Origin of the sequence: Alteromonas sp. NFXS44, from assembly GCF_040148705.1 — a bacterium.
In the GTDB taxonomy this organism is placed as follows: domain Bacteria; phylum Pseudomonadota; class Gammaproteobacteria; order Enterobacterales; family Alteromonadaceae; genus Alteromonas.
The window spans coordinates 316,156-332,160 of record NZ_JAGDEA010000008.1 but is presented as its reverse complement, the minus strand read 5'-3'; the positions used below and the strand labels follow the sequence as shown (position 1 = coordinate 332,160).

Genomic DNA, 16,005 nt, shown 5'->3' with positions numbered 1-16,005 from the left:
GATGTCTGTTATATTTCACATCGTATTAAAAAACATACCCTGTCATACAATCTGATACCTGGTTTAATGTTCATACACTTCAATTCTTCAGTGCTGCGCATAAAATAGACGCTTATCTTCAAAAGGTGTTCTTATGCAAATCAATACCAATCTTTCTGTACAGGACTATCTTCGGGGCTACAAGGAAATGTGCCGTTTCATTGCCCGGTCACCTGTGATCTGTGGTGTGATGTTGCTGCTGGCTCTGCTTGTTACTGTGGTGCCGTTCTCTTTCTTTCCGTTACGTATGGGCGCGTGTGCGTTGCTGGTGTCACTTGTGGTATGTGTGGTCAGTATTCAGTACCGGTATGGTTCGCTCAGACGACTTGCCGCCGAACTGAACTTTCATCAGCGGCTGATATTGCCGGCTATTCTGGGGATAACTGCTTTAAGCTGGCTGGCATTTTTTGCCGCTGATTTACTGTCAGGGTTAATGCCGGCAGCCTCCGGAAATGCAGCGGTGGCCTATGACGGGATGACGTTGACGGGGATTGTTCTTGGCGGTGCGCTGGTGTGTGTGGCCCAATTGATGCCCTACATCCTGGCTCATTTTTGTCACAGTTTCTCACTGTCCCGCAAACAGGGAGAGCATATCTGGTTGTCGCTGATGTTACGCTGGAAAACCCTGGCAGCCTTTCTGCCTGTGGCTTTGTTTGTTCCGCTGGCGATTGTGCTGAAACAGGACTGGAGCGCATTTTTGCTGCTCGCTGCAAGCATGTACTGCACATTTTTAATGTTTATTGTGTTTAATATTACGCCGGAGCCGGAAGCACAGAGGGTGAGTTCACCGGCATTTATGCCTCAGGGCGCCTGAATATTGCCGGCAGCAGTTAACTGATTAAGCAGCCCCGTTAACGGGGCTGCGTTGTTTTATTTGTTAAGATAGCGGGGTTATTCGCCTTTTACTTCCGGCAGGGTGGTGAACGGCGTAATGCCAAACTCAGGATACACTTCATCAGGGAACAGAATACGCCCGTCAGCGACGACCATGGCGATGGTTTTGATGGCTTTTAAATCTTTCACCGGGTTGCCTGGAATAAGGAAGAAGTCAGCCAGCTTGCCCGTTTCAATGCTGCCCAGTTTGTCATCATGACCCATGTATACGGCCATGTCCCGGGAGCCTCGTTTCAAAGCTTCTGCCGGTGTCATACCAAATTGTTGAAACAACTCCAGCTCACGGTGCAGACGGAAAGCGCCGCCCATATCCGTACCGGGCACCAGAAGAATGCCGTTTTCGTGCATTTTCTTCAGAGTGGTTACAATCTTCGCGTAGGCGTCTTTGTAAGCTTTATCTTCAGCTTCATCCGCCACATTCAGCATAGCGACCTTTGCGGCACGCTGACTGCTGAGAGGCATGTGATCAATGTAGTCCACCACACCGGGGCTTACCGTACCGTTGCGGGAGGTCATGGCATGTTCGTGGATCACCGTTGTGGGATCCAGCGCGATGTTATTTTCCTTCATCAGCGTAAGTGTGTGATTAACCTGATCGCTGTTCAGATCCAAATCTGTAAAGCGTTTCATGCCGGTAATGCGGAATAACGTGCGGGTATCTTCTTTTCTGTCGAGCACCCAGCCCAGCATTAACTGGTTAATATGGGTGATCTCGTTATAACCGGCAGCAATCATTTCATCTGCTTTGGCGAAAGCCGGAATGTGTCCGGCAACCCGAAGGCCGTTTTCATGTGCTTCTTTTGCCATGGCCGGCACCCATTCCGGGTTCACCGAACTGTAGATTTTTATCTGAATATAATCATCCATTCCGGCATATTTGCGGACCAGTTCTACGGCTTCGTCTTCGCTGGCGGCCAGTTCACCGGTGGAGTTACTGAAGGGACTTTTACCTTCAATAAAGCCGCTTTTAGCAATGCGCGGGCCTACCAGTATGCCATTGGCGATATTGTCTGTAATACCCTGCAGAATATCGACTTCGTTGCCCATGTCTCGCACGGAAGTAACACCGGCAAGCACGTTTAACAGCGCATCGTTATCACTCATGTGACCGTGCATTTCGTAAAGTCCGGCTACCAGCGTGCCGCCGTTACCTTCAATGGTCACTTCGTCGTCTGACGGTGCAGCACTGACTGCTTCGATTGCCGTGATTGTGTTACCGGTGATCACTACAGACTTCGGTTCGCTGAGAGAAAGACTTTGTGGCTCAAAAATACGGACATTATTGATGCGTACCGGCTTTTCGTAGTCGTGCAGATAACGGCTGGCGATATCTTTATAGCGCTGTGCATTAAGCTGTGCGGTTAATTCCCGCAGGCGTGCTTCATCCCCGGCAATCTCCGGTTTAACTATCGCTGTGCGCGGGCTGACCAGCCCCACTAACGCTTTGTTTTCATCAATGATGAAATAAGACGGGTTCATGGAAATCCCGCCAATGGCATAGAGTGTGGCTTTCATTTCACCGCCGGTGGCGGAGAGCGTGAGATCCTGCTTTTTGCTGAGCGTAATATTTCCGGAGGGAAGGGCGGGATACTGTGTCAGATTGTTATTCAGCAACGGCAGGGCATAAAGATACTCACTGAACGGGCTGCCGTTCTGTGCAATGTACACAGGTTCACCGTCAAATCCGGCCTCACCGGATTCGGCTTTAGATTGCCACGTGGCGGTGTTACCTGAGACTGAGAAATTCTCCTGCGTGGCGTTCCCGAACACAGTTTTACCTTCAACAGACCAGGAAAGAGGAATGTCGTTGTCAGACAAAATTATGGTTTCAGTGCTGCTGGCCCCGCGGCCGTTGTTTGAGAAGCCGTAATCAATGTCTATTTTATTGCCGGTACGGGTGATATCCATATCACCCACGTCTGTACCGCCAAGGTACATATCAAAATGAGTGGTCGTTGTTTTCTGAGTTGTTGTCTGACTGCTTGATCCGGTCTGTTCAGCCGGACCCGAGCAGGCAGTCAGTGCTGCCGTGAAGGTGAGTAGTGCCAGTTTTTTCATGTTATGTTCCCTTTATTATTCTAACCAGTATGTCACGGTTAACAGGGAAAACGCTGCAAACTAACCTTATTTCACTGCTGTACCCCGCAAACTTCAGACTACAGGCGGGGAAGGTTACCGGTTCTCCATATCAATAGACATGACCATTTCATCCAGAATATCACTTAAATCGGTAATCTTTTCGTGCGAGACAAACACGCTCATACTTGACTCAACGGCAACGTTGCCGGTCTTTGTGCCACTGTCCAGCGTATTGTCCAGCGCGGTCTGTACCCGCTCAAAATAAGAACGGGCGCTGCGTTCTTCAATATTGTGAAGGCACATGATGAATTGCTCCGTACCGAAGCGTCCAAGAATGTCATTCCCCCGGGTGGTGAGCTGTAATGTTTGTGCGAGTTTTCTCAGCACACTGTCCGCTTTGGTAGAGCCCAGCAGCCGGATGATTTCCCGGAGGTTACTGATATCAAAAATAGCGATGGCAATGGCGCGGTTTTTACCGGGGGCATTCAGTCTGTTTATGCGGCTGATGGCGGTATCGGCATTTAACAACTGGGTGACCGGGTCGATGGCTTTAGAAGCAAGGAACTTCTTACGCAGCACATAGGCTGCCAGCGCAGCAGTGATAAGGAAAATACCGGTCACTATGGCGAGAATTTGTTTGCGCTCCTGTTTCGCTTCAATAATTTCGCCCTCCAGGTCGTAAATCCGGTTGTACAAATTTGCCGCGCTCAGAATATTTGCTGAGTTTTGCTGTTGAATGCGTTTATTTTCAGCTTCAGCGGCAAACACTTCATTGGCAATACGGGCTTTTTCTATGTCGCCCAGTGCCAGATACATGGCAAGGTTGAAGCTCAGATAATCCAGATTGGTTCTGAATCTGGGCGGAATGTAATTATCACCTTTGTTAAAGCTGTCTATGTAATTCTGCACACAGGTTAAATCATGATGGTACAAACAGACTTCCGTTTCGTGCCAATTGTACATCAGCAGGCCGAATGAACTGGAAACGGCTGAAATCGCCGTTTTGAAATCCGGCAACGTGGCTGCAAGCTGGTCAAAATCCCGGGTTTTACGATAGTAATACGACAGGGCGTAATGGTAGTGGTAGTTAGTCAGCGGAGTGTTAATTTCACGGTTCAGTGCGCCGTATTCCATGATCCGCCGGTACGCTTCTTCGGTTTGCCCGCTGCTTATCAGCGACACAATGGCACTGATGAGAATACTGAGTTTATTGCTGCCTTCATAAACCTTCAGGCCCATTTCATGAGCTTTGATGTATTGCTCTGCCGCCAGAGCATGTTGCCCCAGGCTGCCGTAGAGCAGCCCGATGGCGTTGTGGATATGGGCCAGTACGCCGGGGTTTCCTGATGCGGCATTCTGCTCCAGTACCGTAAACATCTTACCAAGACGCTCTCCGGTTGTAGACGATTCTGAGCAATAGGTAATGATTGATAATGAAGCGAAGGTGAAAATATCGCTGTGGCGTTCCGGTGAAGACAGTGATCTGGCCTGACGGTAATACTGACAACGTTCAGGACTTTCCTGCGCATCGTAGATAAAGCCAATTTGGTTGATGGCTGAAACGTAAGCGTACGAGGTGTCATCCACATCTTCCTGCGCGATCAGGGATTTGAGCATGGTCAGTGCACTTTCGTAATCGCCTCTGCAGATCAGAAACTGGCCCTTCGCGCTGAGCAGGGAAAAACGCTGCTCAGCGGTTATAGACTCATCACTCAGTGTGGTTTCCAGTTCATCAAACAGGGCAGAGTCCGGGCAATCATAAGCCGGCGCCCGTACTTTATTGATGACATCATCGACTGTGTTTGCCGCAGAGGCCGGCATTACGGAGAGCACGAATAACGTGAGCGCTGTCATCAGAGCGCGTAATTTACTGTACATGGTATTTATTTTTTCTTTTTTTAATCAAACCGGCTTTATAAAGAAGCGATGCCGGCAAGCAGTTCCGTCCGTGCTGTTCATCCTGAGCGAGCCAGAGACGGAAAAATGTCAATTTTTTATCCGCTATGTGCAGGTAATAATAACCATTATGAACAACGCCGCACAGAGGAAAATCAATTATTCGTAAAAGTTTTTAAGTTGCTGTTAGTAATCTATATTTATATTGAAAAAAGCGCATGTTGCAGTGATGAATCAACAAAATAGTATGACAAACAACGTTGTTCAACAGCCATCACCATGCGGTATAATAACGTCGTTCCGATGGATCGGCCTGAACACTGAACAATATCAACATTAAAACATCATACTGCGAAGTCCGGCTACATTCTGTTTTAACCGAATTATCGCAGATACACCTTACACCTGTATTTCACATTCTATATCCGGTAGGAAGACTTGCTAAATCATCAGCGATGTAAAGCGATGACAGGCAGTGGCTTTGCCGGCTTTATTTACACACTATCCAGATAGAAGGTATCTATGTCATTTAATAACGGGACATCGCAGACGTCTCATTTCTGGCCAATTCTTATTATGGCGCTGGGAACGTTTACCCTCGGCCTGACTGAATTTGCGTCTATGTCAATGTTGCCGCTGATTGCAGCTTCTTTTGACGTAACGCCGTCGATGGCCGGTAATGTGATAAGTGGTTACGCCATCGGCGTGGTGATCGGTGCACCGCTTTTCATGTTGCTGACAAACAAAACTAACCGGCGTACATCGCTGATTTTATTCGTGATGATGATGTTTGTGGCAAACGGCCTTAGTGCTATTGCAACGTCCTTACCGGAAATGGTGTTCTACCGCGTACTCAGTGGTTTACCTCATGGTGCGTATTTTGGTACAGCATTACTGGTAGCCTCAGACATGGCACCAAAAGGCAAGCGTGCCAGCTTCATGTCTAAAGTGTTTATGGGCCTTACCATTGCAACGATTGTGGGTGTACCCATGGCTACTCTGGTGGGGCAGGCCATGAGCTGGCGGGTTTGTATGGGCATTGTTGCTGTACTGGCCCTTATTACTGCAGTATTGATTTATTTTATTGTGCCAGGCAGTCCGGTGAAAACTCCAACCCGGTTACGCGAAGAATTCGGCGTGCTGAAGAACAAATTAGTATGGTCAATTTCCGGCATTATCTTCGTGGGTTTCGGCGGCGTATTCTGCATTTACACGTATCTGGCAGACACGATTATTAATGTAACTGAAGCCCCTGAAGTGACCATTTCTATTGCCATGATGATGTTCGGTATCGGTACGACTATCGGCAACTGGGTGTGCGGACGGCTTGCAGACAAATCGCCCATTGCTACCACTGGCATCGCACTGCTTTGCAGCGTGGGGATTGCTGTGATGTATGTTTTCGCGGCGTCAAACATTTACTGGTTATATGTGACCGTATTTTGCCTCGGTGCCAGTGTGGGCCTGGCGGCGGTTATTCAGTCCATGTTGCTGGATGTATCCCCAACCGGTCATGCCATGATTGGTGCACTGGTACAGTGCGCATTTAACACGGCCAACGCCATCGGCCCCATGATCGGCGGTACTCTGCTGGCTACGGGCGCTACCTTCAATGAAACTGGCTATGCTTCTGCCTTATTGTTCCTGGGCGGCCTGGTAATGTGGGCACTGAGCTATATGCAAATGCGTCAGAAACAGCAACCCCGGCCTGTTTGTACCAACCCCAATCCAAGCTGCGGTTGATTTATGATGATTTCTCCGGTGGTATTGTTGCCTCCGGAGATTTCGCTGCAGCCAGTATTGCTGCCGCATTCTCCTGATCCACATTAAGGGCTGTAATAGGAAAGGGGATTACAATGCCTTCTTCATCAAAGCGCTTTTTCAGCATCTTGATGAATGCACTTTTGATAAAGAAGCGGTTAAAGTATTCCTTTGTTCTGAGCATCACTGTCAGGTTAATACTGGAATTATCAAAGGTGTGAAATAGTACAAACGGCTCGTAGGTTTCTACGCCGTATTCGTGGTGTTTTAACGTGTACTTCGCTACCTCCAGACAAATATCTTCCACCTTATCCAGGTCAGAATTATAGTGTACGCCCACTTCCACGGGCACTGACAATTCCCGCTCGGGATAGTAATAGTTAATCAGTTTTGAATTCGACAGTTTGCTGTTTGGCATGATCACAATGTTATTTGGCAGCATGCGCACCCAGGTGGAACGCCAGCCAATTTTTTCCACAAAGCCCTGTTCACCTGAATCCAGCTCAATAAAGTCACCGATGCGGATGGGTTTATCCACGACCAGTTGCAAGCCGGAGAAGAAGTTTTCCAGGGTAGGCTGAAGGGCCAGAGCCACTGCCAGAGAAGTGATCCCCAGTGACGCAATGACCGGAGTAATAGACACGCCCATAGTGCTTAAAATTATCAGCAGGGCCAGTGACGCGAGTATGGCGCGGATGGCGCCGCCGGCAATGCCGCTGGTATTTTTAACCAGCGTGGACTGATTCTGATACCGCCGTAACGAATAGGTAAAAAAGCGCTCAAAAAACAGAAACAACGTGAGGATCAGACCGGCCTTCACCACGTGATCCACAATGGCTGCAATGTCTTTGTCTATGATACCAGGCCAAATGAGCAGAAACCGGCCGAGTACAATAATAACAAGGAAGATAAACAGGGTAAGAGGCGCATCCAGAGACAGCACAAGAATGCGGTAAATGCCTGCCATGGAGCTGTCCTGAGAGCGGGCTTTTCGGGTTAGCCGCACCAGGATAATGCGTTTGGCGATGAAAAGTAGTGCAATGACACACAACAGTGCGCCCAGGGTCATTGCTTCCTGGGTCTTAAAAAATGCAGGTATCGTCATAACGGAGGACTTCCGGCAATTGCAGAACAGGTTTGTTTACTGCTTTTGCCGGTAAACGGTGCAAAAGCTGCACCATTCTCTGATAAGTCCGGTAAGTCATGCCCGTCTACGGGCGGCTAAATCGCACCTACTTCAATTTTGGAGCCGTCAGTTAACCGTGATAAACGATATGCGGTAGCATCTACCTCAGGGGTATTGTTCACTACCAAATCGGCGGCAACTTTCGCCAGTCCGGGCCCGAGGCCGAAACCATGCCCTGAACAGCCTGCTGCGAGATAAAAACCTTCCAGGCCATCTACTTCAGACATCACCGGAATGGCATCCGGTGTGCAGTCTACATAACCACCCCAACTTTCGCCGATTTCCATATCTGCCAGTTCAGGAAAAATGGTTCTGACCGCATGTAAGGTCTTTTCCAGATTACTTTTAACGGGTGCCGGGTCCAGAATCCGGTGTTTTTCCATGGGAGACATCTGCGAGTTTTTCCAACGGTTAATTGCTTCAGGGCCGGAGAAAAACGAACTGCCGATCCCGGCCTGAACCGCTTTTAAACGCTTAATAAACATGGGCATAAAGGGTTTGGCAAAACGTATGCCCTGAGGAGTAAATTCAAGCAGTGCCGTGCCGCTGAGCGCGACGGTGTACGTGCCGTCCAGGCGACGGGTTAACGCCACGCCGGACGTGTAAATAGCTTCACCGATGTTCTTAATGGGTTTGGAACGGAACGCGGTTTGTCTCACACTGGCCTGGGGAAAGATAATGCCGTGATGACGACAGAACATGGAAGCCCATGCACCGGCAGCACACAGTACCCGCTGAGTTTGAATGGTACCTTTTTCGGTGATGACACCGCTCACTTTACCGCTGGTGATATCTAAACCACGCGCTGCACAATGCTGATGAATGGTGGCACCGAGTGCCCGTGCACCTTCCGCTATCATGGGGGCAGCAAGGGCAGGCTCACCTTTGCCGTCGTCAACAGAATGCACGCCGCCCAGCCAGCTTCTGCCATTGGCCGGCATTTTTTCATTGGCTTCTGCTGCACTCAGCATACGGGTGTTCACATCAAACTGCTTTGCCGTTTCACGCCAGGCATCCCATTCAGCCAGTTGCTGAGGATCGTCAGTGGCATACATCAAACCGCAACGCCTGAAACCAAGGTCTTCACCAATATCACGGGACATTTCGTCCCACAGGCGCATGGAAAGACCTGATGTGGGCAACTCCCGGGCATCACGGTTTTGCTGGCGGCACCAGCCCCAGTTACGGCTGGATTGTTCTGCGCCAACCCGTCCCTTTTCTACCAGCGCAACGCGGTAGCCTTGTTTAGCCAGAAAATAGGCGGCTGACGAACCAATAATACCGCCACCGATGATCACCACATCGGCGTGTGAAGGTAAGGTGTCATCGCTGGCAATGTGCTTTAACTGTGGAGACATGCTTTTTCCAATTTTATCAGGTTAACGTGATAACTTTATTCGGGTTGTGCGTAGCCGACGATGGCTTTGGTTTCCAGATATTCTTCTAACCCTTCCATGCCGTATTCACGGCCTGTACCGGATTGTTTGTATCCACCAAAAGGTGCTTGCGGGTCCCAGGCCGGATAGTTGATATGTACCTGACCGCTGCGGATTTTTCTTGCGACCTTACGGGCCAGTGTCAGATCCTGTGACTGTACATGTGCGCCCAGCCCGTAAACGGTGTCGTTTGCGATTAAAACGGCTTCTTCCAGTGAATCGTAGGGGATTAAGCAAATCACCGGACCAAAAATTTCTTCCTGCGCAACGGCCATGTTGGTGGTGACATCACTGAATACTGTCGGTCTGGCAAAATAGCCTGTTGGCAAATGGTCAGGTTTTCCGGTGCCGCCAACAATGCAACGTGCTCCTTCGTCTAACCCTTTTTGAATCATTGTCTGCACCCGGTCAAACTGCGCTTTATTGGCAAGGGGGCCGTGGGTCGCATGCTCATTGTCTGCCACATCCAGAATAAACCCGTTCACCGCAGTAACCGCTAATGCTTCTACTTCCTCAAGGCGTTCACGGGGAACCAGCATGCGGGTTGGTGCGCTGCAGGACTGTCCGCAGTTTCGCATGCCAGCTGCAATACCAGCTGTTACTGCAGTATTAAAATCCGCATCGGGTAACAGCAGGTTCGGTGACTTACCGCCCAGTTCCTGTGCGACACGTTTTACTGTTTTCGCCGCGGCTTGCGCCACCAGAATGCCAGCACGGGTTGAGCCGGTGATAGAAATCATGTCCACATCATTATGTTCAGACAGGGCTGTACCCACCACAGCACCATCACCATTCACTAAATTAAACACCCCGGCCGGAAACCCTGCTTCATGAACCGCCTGTGCAAAAGCAAGGGCGCTTAAAGGAGACAGTTCACTGGGCTTTAACACCACGGTACAACCGGCAGCCAGCGCCGGGGCGACTTTGGCAGTAATTTGATACAACGGCCAGTTCCAGGGCGTGATAAGTGCAGCTACCCCAATGGGCTCTTTGACGATGGCTGTGGTGCCGCGTAACTGTGTGAACGGGTAGCGCTGTAAATTATCCCTCGCTGTCTGAATATGGGCTTTGGCCAGAGGCACCTGAGCAGTCCGCGCATAGGTGAGCGGGGCACCCATTTCCGCAGAAATCAATCTGGCAAAAGATTCTGCCATCATATCAAATTGTGCTAACAGCCCGTCCAGCAGAGCAAGGCGTTGTTCAGCGGTTGTTTCAGACCAGCTCTCAAAGGCGGCCCGCGCTGCGGCGACGGCGCTGTCGACATCCTGCTGACTACCCATCCGGACAGACGTTAACACTGATTCATCAGACGGGTTGATAACATCAACACAGGCTGTGCCTTGTGTGTCGACCCAGGCTCCGTTGATGTAGCTTTGTGAAACAGGTAAATCCTGAATAAGAGAGGAGGTTGCCACTTGCATAAGAAATCCGGCTGAATACTGATGATGAAAAGTCTACCTGTTTTACAAAAGCATAGGTTGCCGCAGATAACTATGTCACAGCAAAAAATGTTGCTGCAGACTCACTAAACACATCGAATGCGCTGTAAGAGATACGGTAAACTGTGTGAAACAGCAAAGTATACCGCAGTGGAGTAACCCATGGGCACCAGCAATTCCATCGATGATTTGATACCGTCGTTAGTCACTTTCAGACGGGATATTCATCAGCATCCTGAACTGGCTTATAAAGAGTACCGCACCGCTGAAAAAGTGGCTGAGGCTTTACGCGCGCTGGGTTTAGACGTGACGACAGATATCGGCGGAACAGGTATTGTGGCGACTCTGACAAAAGGCGACGGAAAGAAAACGTTGGGTTTGCGCGCCGATATGGATGCACTGCCAATTCAGGAAAATACCGGTTTACCTTATGCGAGTTGCCACGACGGTGTATTCCACGGTTGCGGCCATGACGGACACACCGCCATGTTGCTCGGGGCGGCACAGCAGCTCAGCCGCGCCGGCAATTTTGACGGCACTGTCCGGTTTATTTTTCAGCCTGCGGAAGAAGGCAAGGCCGGTGCCAGAGCCATGATTAAAGACGGGCTGTTTGAACGTTTCCCCTGCGACAGGGTGTACGCTTTGCATAACTGGCCGGATTTACCCGCAGGCACCATTGCTACCCGCCCCGGCCCGATTATGGCGGCGGCAGACAAATTTGAGATCACGGTATCAGGCAAAGGCGGCCACGCCGCATTACCTCACCAGACACCTGATGCCATTCTTACGGCCAGTGAGTTAGTCAGTCAGCTCAACACCATCGTTGCCAGGCGTATTCCTGCAACAGCAACGGCTGTAGTATCGGTGACCCGCATAGAGGGCGGGCATTCTCATAATGTGTTACCGGCTAAAGTCAGTATTACCGGTACCGTACGCACGTTTGATCCAGAGGTACAAAACGCCATTGAACAGGCGATGCTGCAAATCATAGAAGGTACAGCGAAGGCCAGCGGTACTGACATTAAACTTGAGTATGACCGCTACTACCCGGCAACCATTAATCATCAGCAGGCAGCAGAAGATGCGCTGGTGGCGGCCAGTGCAACAGGTAAGGCCCTTGCAGCGCCGGAAGCTGCATTTACTTCTGAAGACTTTTCTTTCATGCTGCAAGCCTGTGAAGGCGCATATATCTGGTTAGGGCAGGGTAAAGCTGACAAGCATGTTCCGTTGCATCATCCTGAATTCGACTTCAATGATGATGTGCTGGCAACCGGCGTTTCTTTGCATTGCGCGCTGGCGGAGCAATATCTGCGGTGACAGGCAGTGTTTTCAACATAACATGCTTGTTGAGAAGTATTATCATTTACGAAAGTTGATTGAAAACGCAGGTACTTAGTTTTTGCGTTTGTCCCCATCAGGCAGAGGATGTAACTATGACGGGAACCCCATTCACAGTCAGAGCTATGCAGGCAACGGATTTACCGGTTTGCTTATCATTTACGCAGGCCGTTAAGTGGCCGCACCGCGATATCGACTGGCAATTGCATTATGAAACCGGTAACGGCAGTGTAATAACCGGTGAGAATGATGACATCGTTGGATGTATTCTGTGGTGGGATTACGACAACTGCGCCACCGTGGGTCTTGTGGTTGTGCCGGACCATATGCAGGGACAAGGTCTCGGCCGCCGGCTGATGAACACTGTGATGTCAAAGGCCGGTGACAGAACATTAATGCTGGTGGCAACCGAAGCGGGTAAGCGCCTGTACGAACAGTGTGGATTTTCAGTCACAGATAACGTTACTCAGGTACAGGGGACATTAACGGGGTTACCCCTGAAACCCGATGTGCCGGATGTTATATCATCCATGCAACAGAATGATATTCAAGATGTTTTTTCTTTCGATGCCCTTGCTTATCAGTGCGATCGCAGTAAACTGCTCGGAAGTTTCTTCTCGCTGGCACAGGGTGTGGTAGCGAGAGATGGTGACGCTCTGACAGGCTTTGCTTTTTTACGTACCAGTGGTCGTGGCCAGACAATCGGACCCGTGGTAGCGGCATCTGAAGACGTGGCAAAAGCCCTTATTCTCACATTACTTGAGAACGTAGAAGGCTTTGTACGTTTCGACTTAACCGGCTGTGCAGAAGCAGTGAAAACCTGGCTCATTGATGCAGGACTTCAGCAAGTCGATTATGTGTGCGTAATGCAAAAAGGTGAAAAGTCACAGGGTGACGGCTCCCGTAAAGTGTTTGCTTTAGCCTCACAGGCGTTTGGCTAAAAATTTGATGAGAAGGCTCAGTGTGGTTTCAACCCGGTTAAGATCGTTGATAGTCGTTCTGCTTATGGCATTTTGTTGTCAGAGCATGGCGTCGGCGTTTGATAATCACGAAGCCCATCAGTCCGGTACTGAACACCTGACTTTCGAGCATGGTCACGACGTCGATGCCGGCAATGATGTGAGTTTTTCTCAATCCTTTGATATTAATGAAGATGGTGGTGCGTATGACTGCCATCATTGTTGCCACTGTCATGGTGGTCATCATGTTTTCCTGCCCGTGGTGTTATCATCATTGCATGTAGATACAATGAAACACCGGGCCCGTGGCAACCCTTCTTCAGCCGGTGACGGCTACCTTTCCAACCTGTTAAGGCCTCCTATTTCTGCTTAATTCCGGCGCAATCACAGCGCCTGTTTACAGCTCTGTTGATGTCAACAGACACCGTTAATCACAGAATTAAGAGAAAAACTATGCAAAAACGTGTCACTACGGCTGCGCGTGCTATCGCAGCCTGTGCATTCATGATTGTTTATCCGTCCGCGTCTGCCACTGGATCTGCAGACTGGGCCAGTATGACCCTGGGCACCATCAACGAAAACCCGCAGTTACAGGCGCAACAGCGTGCGGTGTCAGCGAACCGGTACGGGCGTAAAGCCGCATCCCGGCCTCTTTTTAACCCTGAACTGCAAACCAGTGTGGGGCGGGAAGGGGAAGAAACCAACTATCAAATCGGACTGTCCTCGCAGATTGACTGGTGGGATGTAAAACAAACCCGTACTGATGTAGCAGAGGCGCAGTTTTTACTCGCAGAGGCTGAGCTTTCCGCTTTGACAAATCAGTTGCTTGCCCGGCTGGTTGATGCACAGCTTAACGGCTATCTGGCGCGCAAAGCGCTGGCGCTGGCATCGGAGCAGGTGAGCCGTGATTATGCCATGTTGTCTTTGTCTGAGCGGCAACTGGCTGCGGGTGAGATTGCACAAACCGATGTTGCCATTGCGAAGGCGATTCTGGCTGACAGCCTGGTGTGGGAAGGTGAAGCCAGCTTTGCGGTGTTGCAGGCAGAGCAAACACTGGAACAACTGGGTGTGAGGGACATGGGTTTTCCCGCCATTCCTGATGCTGTCTGGCAAGATGAGCCGGCGTTGCTGCCGGGAAGTGACATTATGGCTCTGCCGCAATCACAGGTTGCCCGGTTCAGCTGGCTGGTGGCGAAGCAACTGGCCGCGAACGAACGTCAGGGAAATAAGCCCGTTCCGGTTATTGGTCTTGGCGCCGGCAAACAAGCCGGTGAAGGACTGGTTTCACTGAATGTGTCTGTGCCCCTGCAGTGGCGTAATGATTTCAGTGATGCGAATGCCGCCGCGAATGAGCAGGCGCTGTCGGCTGAGCTGATGTTTAAAAACACCTTGCAGGCGCAAAAAAGTGCCGTGTCTCTGGCGTACCGGAATGCACTTCAGCACCGTCAGCGTTTTCAGCGCTGGCAGCAGCTGTCAGCGGGTCAGCTTGATCAGCAATTCAGCGTGTTGCAATCCCGTTATGCGCAGGGAGATTTAAGCATGGCGGCTTATCAGAATCAGATCACGCAGTTACGTCAGGGAAAACGGGCCGCGCTGGTGCTGGAAACCGCTTTTAAAGAAAGTCATCTCACCTGGTTGCAGGTCACTGCAAAATTACCCTCTTTACTTACCGCAATGCCGGCACATAAACCGGGCGCAGAAGGAACACGATAATGATTACATTAAGTCACTTATTCCGCTGTACGGGCTTATCGCTGCGTCGCACGGTATTTTCTCTGTCAGTCATACTTTTCTCTTTCACCGCGACGGCGCAGGAGCACAGCCACGCTGAAGAACATTCTCACGAAGAAGCGCGGGAGCATCAGGCTGAAAAGCATGATGAAGAAGATGGGCACGCTGCTCATGAAGAAGATGGTCATGACGAAGACGGGCACGATGAAGACCATCATGATGAGCATGGCGAGTCAGCAGCAGTTGTTTTGTCTGAGGCTCAACGGCAAATGGCAGGGATCCGTTTAGATACGTTAAACCTGCAGACGTTAAGTGCTTCTGCCTATGCGCCGGGAGAAATTAAAGCCAACGGTTATCAAAGTTACATCGTGTCGCCACGGGTAAGCTCAGTGGTTACCACGCGGTACGCTGCGTTAGGTGAGCACGTGAAAGCGGGTCAGCCTCTGGTGGGCCTGTTCAGTGAAGAGATGGTAACCGCCCAGAGTGCACTGCAACAGGCGGCGACCGAATGGTTCCGGGTAAAGCAGCTTGGTCAGCAGGCGGTGGGAGAGAAGCGCTTTGTCAGTGCGCGGACGCAGTTCAATGCGGCAAGCCGCCGTTTGAAAGCATTTGGCCTGCGTAACGATATCATTGATGCCATTGCCGGACAGGACGACTATCCGCTGGGTGAATATACGCTCTCAGCGTTGTCTGACGGTGTGGTGATGCAGGACGAATTTAATCAGGGCCAGCGTATCGAAGCCGGCCAGCCACTGATGCTGATTTCAGATGAAGCAAGATTATGGGTTGAAGCGCGGCTGCCTGCGCACAACGATCTGCCGTTGAAAGTAGGCACGGAAGCGGTGGTCATGGCCGGCGGACTGCGGGCCATTGCTACTATCACTCAGGAAGCGCATACCATCGATCCGCAAAGCCGCACACGGGTGGTAAGGATGGATCTGAATAACCTGCGCCATCAATTTCATGCCGGCATGTTTGCCGATATCTATTTTCAGTCACCCTTTGCTGAAAACGTTCTCGCTGTACCTGAGTCTGCGCTGATGCGTGATGCAGACGGTGAGTGGCAAATATTTGTTACCGGTGAGGACGGCACGTTGCAGGCACAAACCGTCACATTAGGTAAAAGATTCGGCGAGTTTCAGCAAATTTCCGGTGTTGAGCCCGGTGTTACCTATGTGTCATCCGGCGCATTCTTTGTGGCATCTGAAATCGCTAAAGGCGGTTTTGACCCGCATAATCACTAGGAG

General features: G+C 50.5%; 12 protein-coding genes. 7 read left to right on the top strand and 5 right to left on the bottom strand.

Features of this window, described 5'->3' with window-relative positions; genetic code table 11:
• The first annotated feature begins 133 nt into the window (after positions 1-133).
• Complete coding sequence (locus tag J3369_RS12500; protein ID WP_349587308.1) at positions 134-853, top strand: hypothetical protein; 720 nt, start codon at positions 134-136, stop codon at positions 851-853.
• 77 nt (positions 854-930) lie between these two features.
• Here the strand turns inward: J3369_RS12500 and J3369_RS12495 are convergent, their stop codons facing one another.
• Both J3369_RS12495 and J3369_RS12490 read right to left on the bottom strand, forming a co-directional pair.
• Positions 931-2,991, bottom strand: coding sequence for an amidohydrolase family protein (locus J3369_RS12495; protein WP_349587306.1), 2,061 nt, complete (start codon positions 2,989-2,991; stop codon positions 931-933).
• Positions 2,992-3,105: 114 nt separating this feature from the next.
• Positions 3,106-4,890 carry a GGDEF domain-containing protein gene (locus tag J3369_RS12490; protein ID WP_349587304.1) on the bottom strand — a complete coding sequence of 595 codons (1,785 nt, stop codon included), beginning with the start codon at positions 4,888-4,890 and terminating at the stop codon, positions 3,106-3,108.
• 540 nt (positions 4,891-5,430) lie between these two features.
• Between J3369_RS12490 and J3369_RS12485 the strand changes: the two genes are divergently transcribed.
• Complete coding sequence (locus J3369_RS12485) at positions 5,431-6,651, top strand: MFS transporter (protein WP_349587301.1); 1,221 nt, start codon at positions 5,431-5,433, stop codon at positions 6,649-6,651.
• A gap of 1 nt (position 6,652) precedes the next feature.
• Here the strand turns inward: J3369_RS12485 and J3369_RS12480 are convergent, their stop codons facing one another.
• From J3369_RS12480 to J3369_RS12470, 3 genes are all read right to left on the bottom strand, one after another.
• Positions 6,653-7,738 (bottom strand): mechanosensitive ion channel family protein, encoded by a 1,086-nt coding sequence (locus tag J3369_RS12480; RefSeq protein WP_502877446.1) that lies wholly within the window; start codon positions 7,736-7,738, stop codon positions 6,653-6,655.
• 152 nt (positions 7,739-7,890) lie between these two features.
• Positions 7,891-9,213 (bottom strand): NAD(P)/FAD-dependent oxidoreductase, encoded by a 1,323-nt coding sequence (locus J3369_RS12475; RefSeq protein WP_349587295.1) that lies wholly within the window; start codon positions 9,211-9,213, stop codon positions 7,891-7,893.
• A 35-nt stretch (positions 9,214-9,248) separates the two neighbouring features.
• Positions 9,249-10,712, bottom strand: coding sequence for an aldehyde dehydrogenase family protein (locus tag J3369_RS12470; RefSeq protein WP_349587292.1), 1,464 nt, complete (start codon positions 10,710-10,712; stop codon positions 9,249-9,251).
• Positions 10,713-10,892: 180 nt separating this feature from the next.
• Between J3369_RS12470 and J3369_RS12465 the strand changes: the two genes are divergently transcribed.
• The 5 genes from J3369_RS12465 (at position 10,893) to J3369_RS12445 (ending at position 16,002) form a co-directional block, all read left to right on the top strand.
• Complete coding sequence (locus J3369_RS12465) at positions 10,893-12,047, top strand: M20 aminoacylase family protein (protein WP_349587290.1); 1,155 nt, start codon at positions 10,893-10,895, stop codon at positions 12,045-12,047.
• Positions 12,048-12,163: 116 nt separating this feature from the next.
• Positions 12,164-13,009: a GNAT family N-acetyltransferase gene (locus J3369_RS12460; RefSeq protein ID WP_349587287.1), complete on the top strand. Its 846-nt coding sequence runs from the start codon at positions 12,164-12,166 to the stop codon at positions 13,007-13,009.
• 46 nt (positions 13,010-13,055) lie between these two features.
• Positions 13,056-13,400 carry a hypothetical protein gene (locus tag J3369_RS12455; RefSeq protein ID WP_349587285.1) on the top strand — a complete coding sequence of 115 codons (345 nt, stop codon included), beginning with the start codon at positions 13,056-13,058 and terminating at the stop codon, positions 13,398-13,400.
• Positions 13,401-13,480: 80 nt separating this feature from the next.
• On the top strand, positions 13,481-14,740 hold the full coding sequence (locus tag J3369_RS12450; protein WP_349587283.1) for a TolC family protein: 1,260 nt from the start codon (positions 13,481-13,483) through the stop codon (positions 14,738-14,740).
• A complete protein-coding gene (locus tag J3369_RS12445; RefSeq protein ID WP_303574061.1) occupies positions 14,740-16,002 on the top strand; it encodes an efflux RND transporter periplasmic adaptor subunit in 1,263 nt (420 codons plus the stop codon). Before J3369_RS12450 ends, J3369_RS12445 begins: the two co-directional genes overlap by 1 nt.
• Positions 16,003-16,005: the final 3 nt, after the last annotated feature.

Excerpts from the sequence above, each read along its gene's own strand:
- J3369_RS12500 (WP_349587308.1), top strand. The coding sequence starts at position 134 with ATGCAAATCAATACCAATCTTTCTGTACAGGACTATCTTCGGGGCTAC.
- J3369_RS12495 (WP_349587306.1), bottom strand. The coding sequence starts at position 2,991 with ATGAAAAAACTGGCACTACTCACCTTCACGGCAGCACTGACTGCCTGC.
- J3369_RS12490 (WP_349587304.1), bottom strand. The coding sequence starts at position 4,890 with ATGTACAGTAAATTACGCGCTCTGATGACAGCGCTCACGTTATTCGTG.
- J3369_RS12485 (WP_349587301.1), top strand. The coding sequence starts at position 5,431 with ATGTCATTTAATAACGGGACATCGCAGACGTCTCATTTCTGGCCAATT.
- J3369_RS12480 (WP_502877446.1), bottom strand. The coding sequence starts at position 7,738 with ATGACCCTGGGCGCACTGTTGTGTGTCATTGCACTACTTTTCATCGCC.
- J3369_RS12475 (WP_349587295.1), bottom strand. The coding sequence starts at position 9,213 with ATGTCTCCACAGTTAAAGCACATTGCCAGCGATGACACCTTACCTTCA.
- J3369_RS12470 (WP_349587292.1), bottom strand. The coding sequence starts at position 10,712 with ATGCAAGTGGCAACCTCCTCTCTTATTCAGGATTTACCTGTTTCACAA.
- J3369_RS12465 (WP_349587290.1), top strand. The coding sequence starts at position 10,893 with ATGGGCACCAGCAATTCCATCGATGATTTGATACCGTCGTTAGTCACT.
- J3369_RS12460 (WP_349587287.1), top strand. The coding sequence starts at position 12,164 with ATGACGGGAACCCCATTCACAGTCAGAGCTATGCAGGCAACGGATTTA.
- J3369_RS12450 (WP_349587283.1), top strand. The coding sequence starts at position 13,481 with ATGCAAAAACGTGTCACTACGGCTGCGCGTGCTATCGCAGCCTGTGCA.
- J3369_RS12445 (WP_303574061.1), top strand. The coding sequence starts at position 14,740 with ATGATTACATTAAGTCACTTATTCCGCTGTACGGGCTTATCGCTGCGT.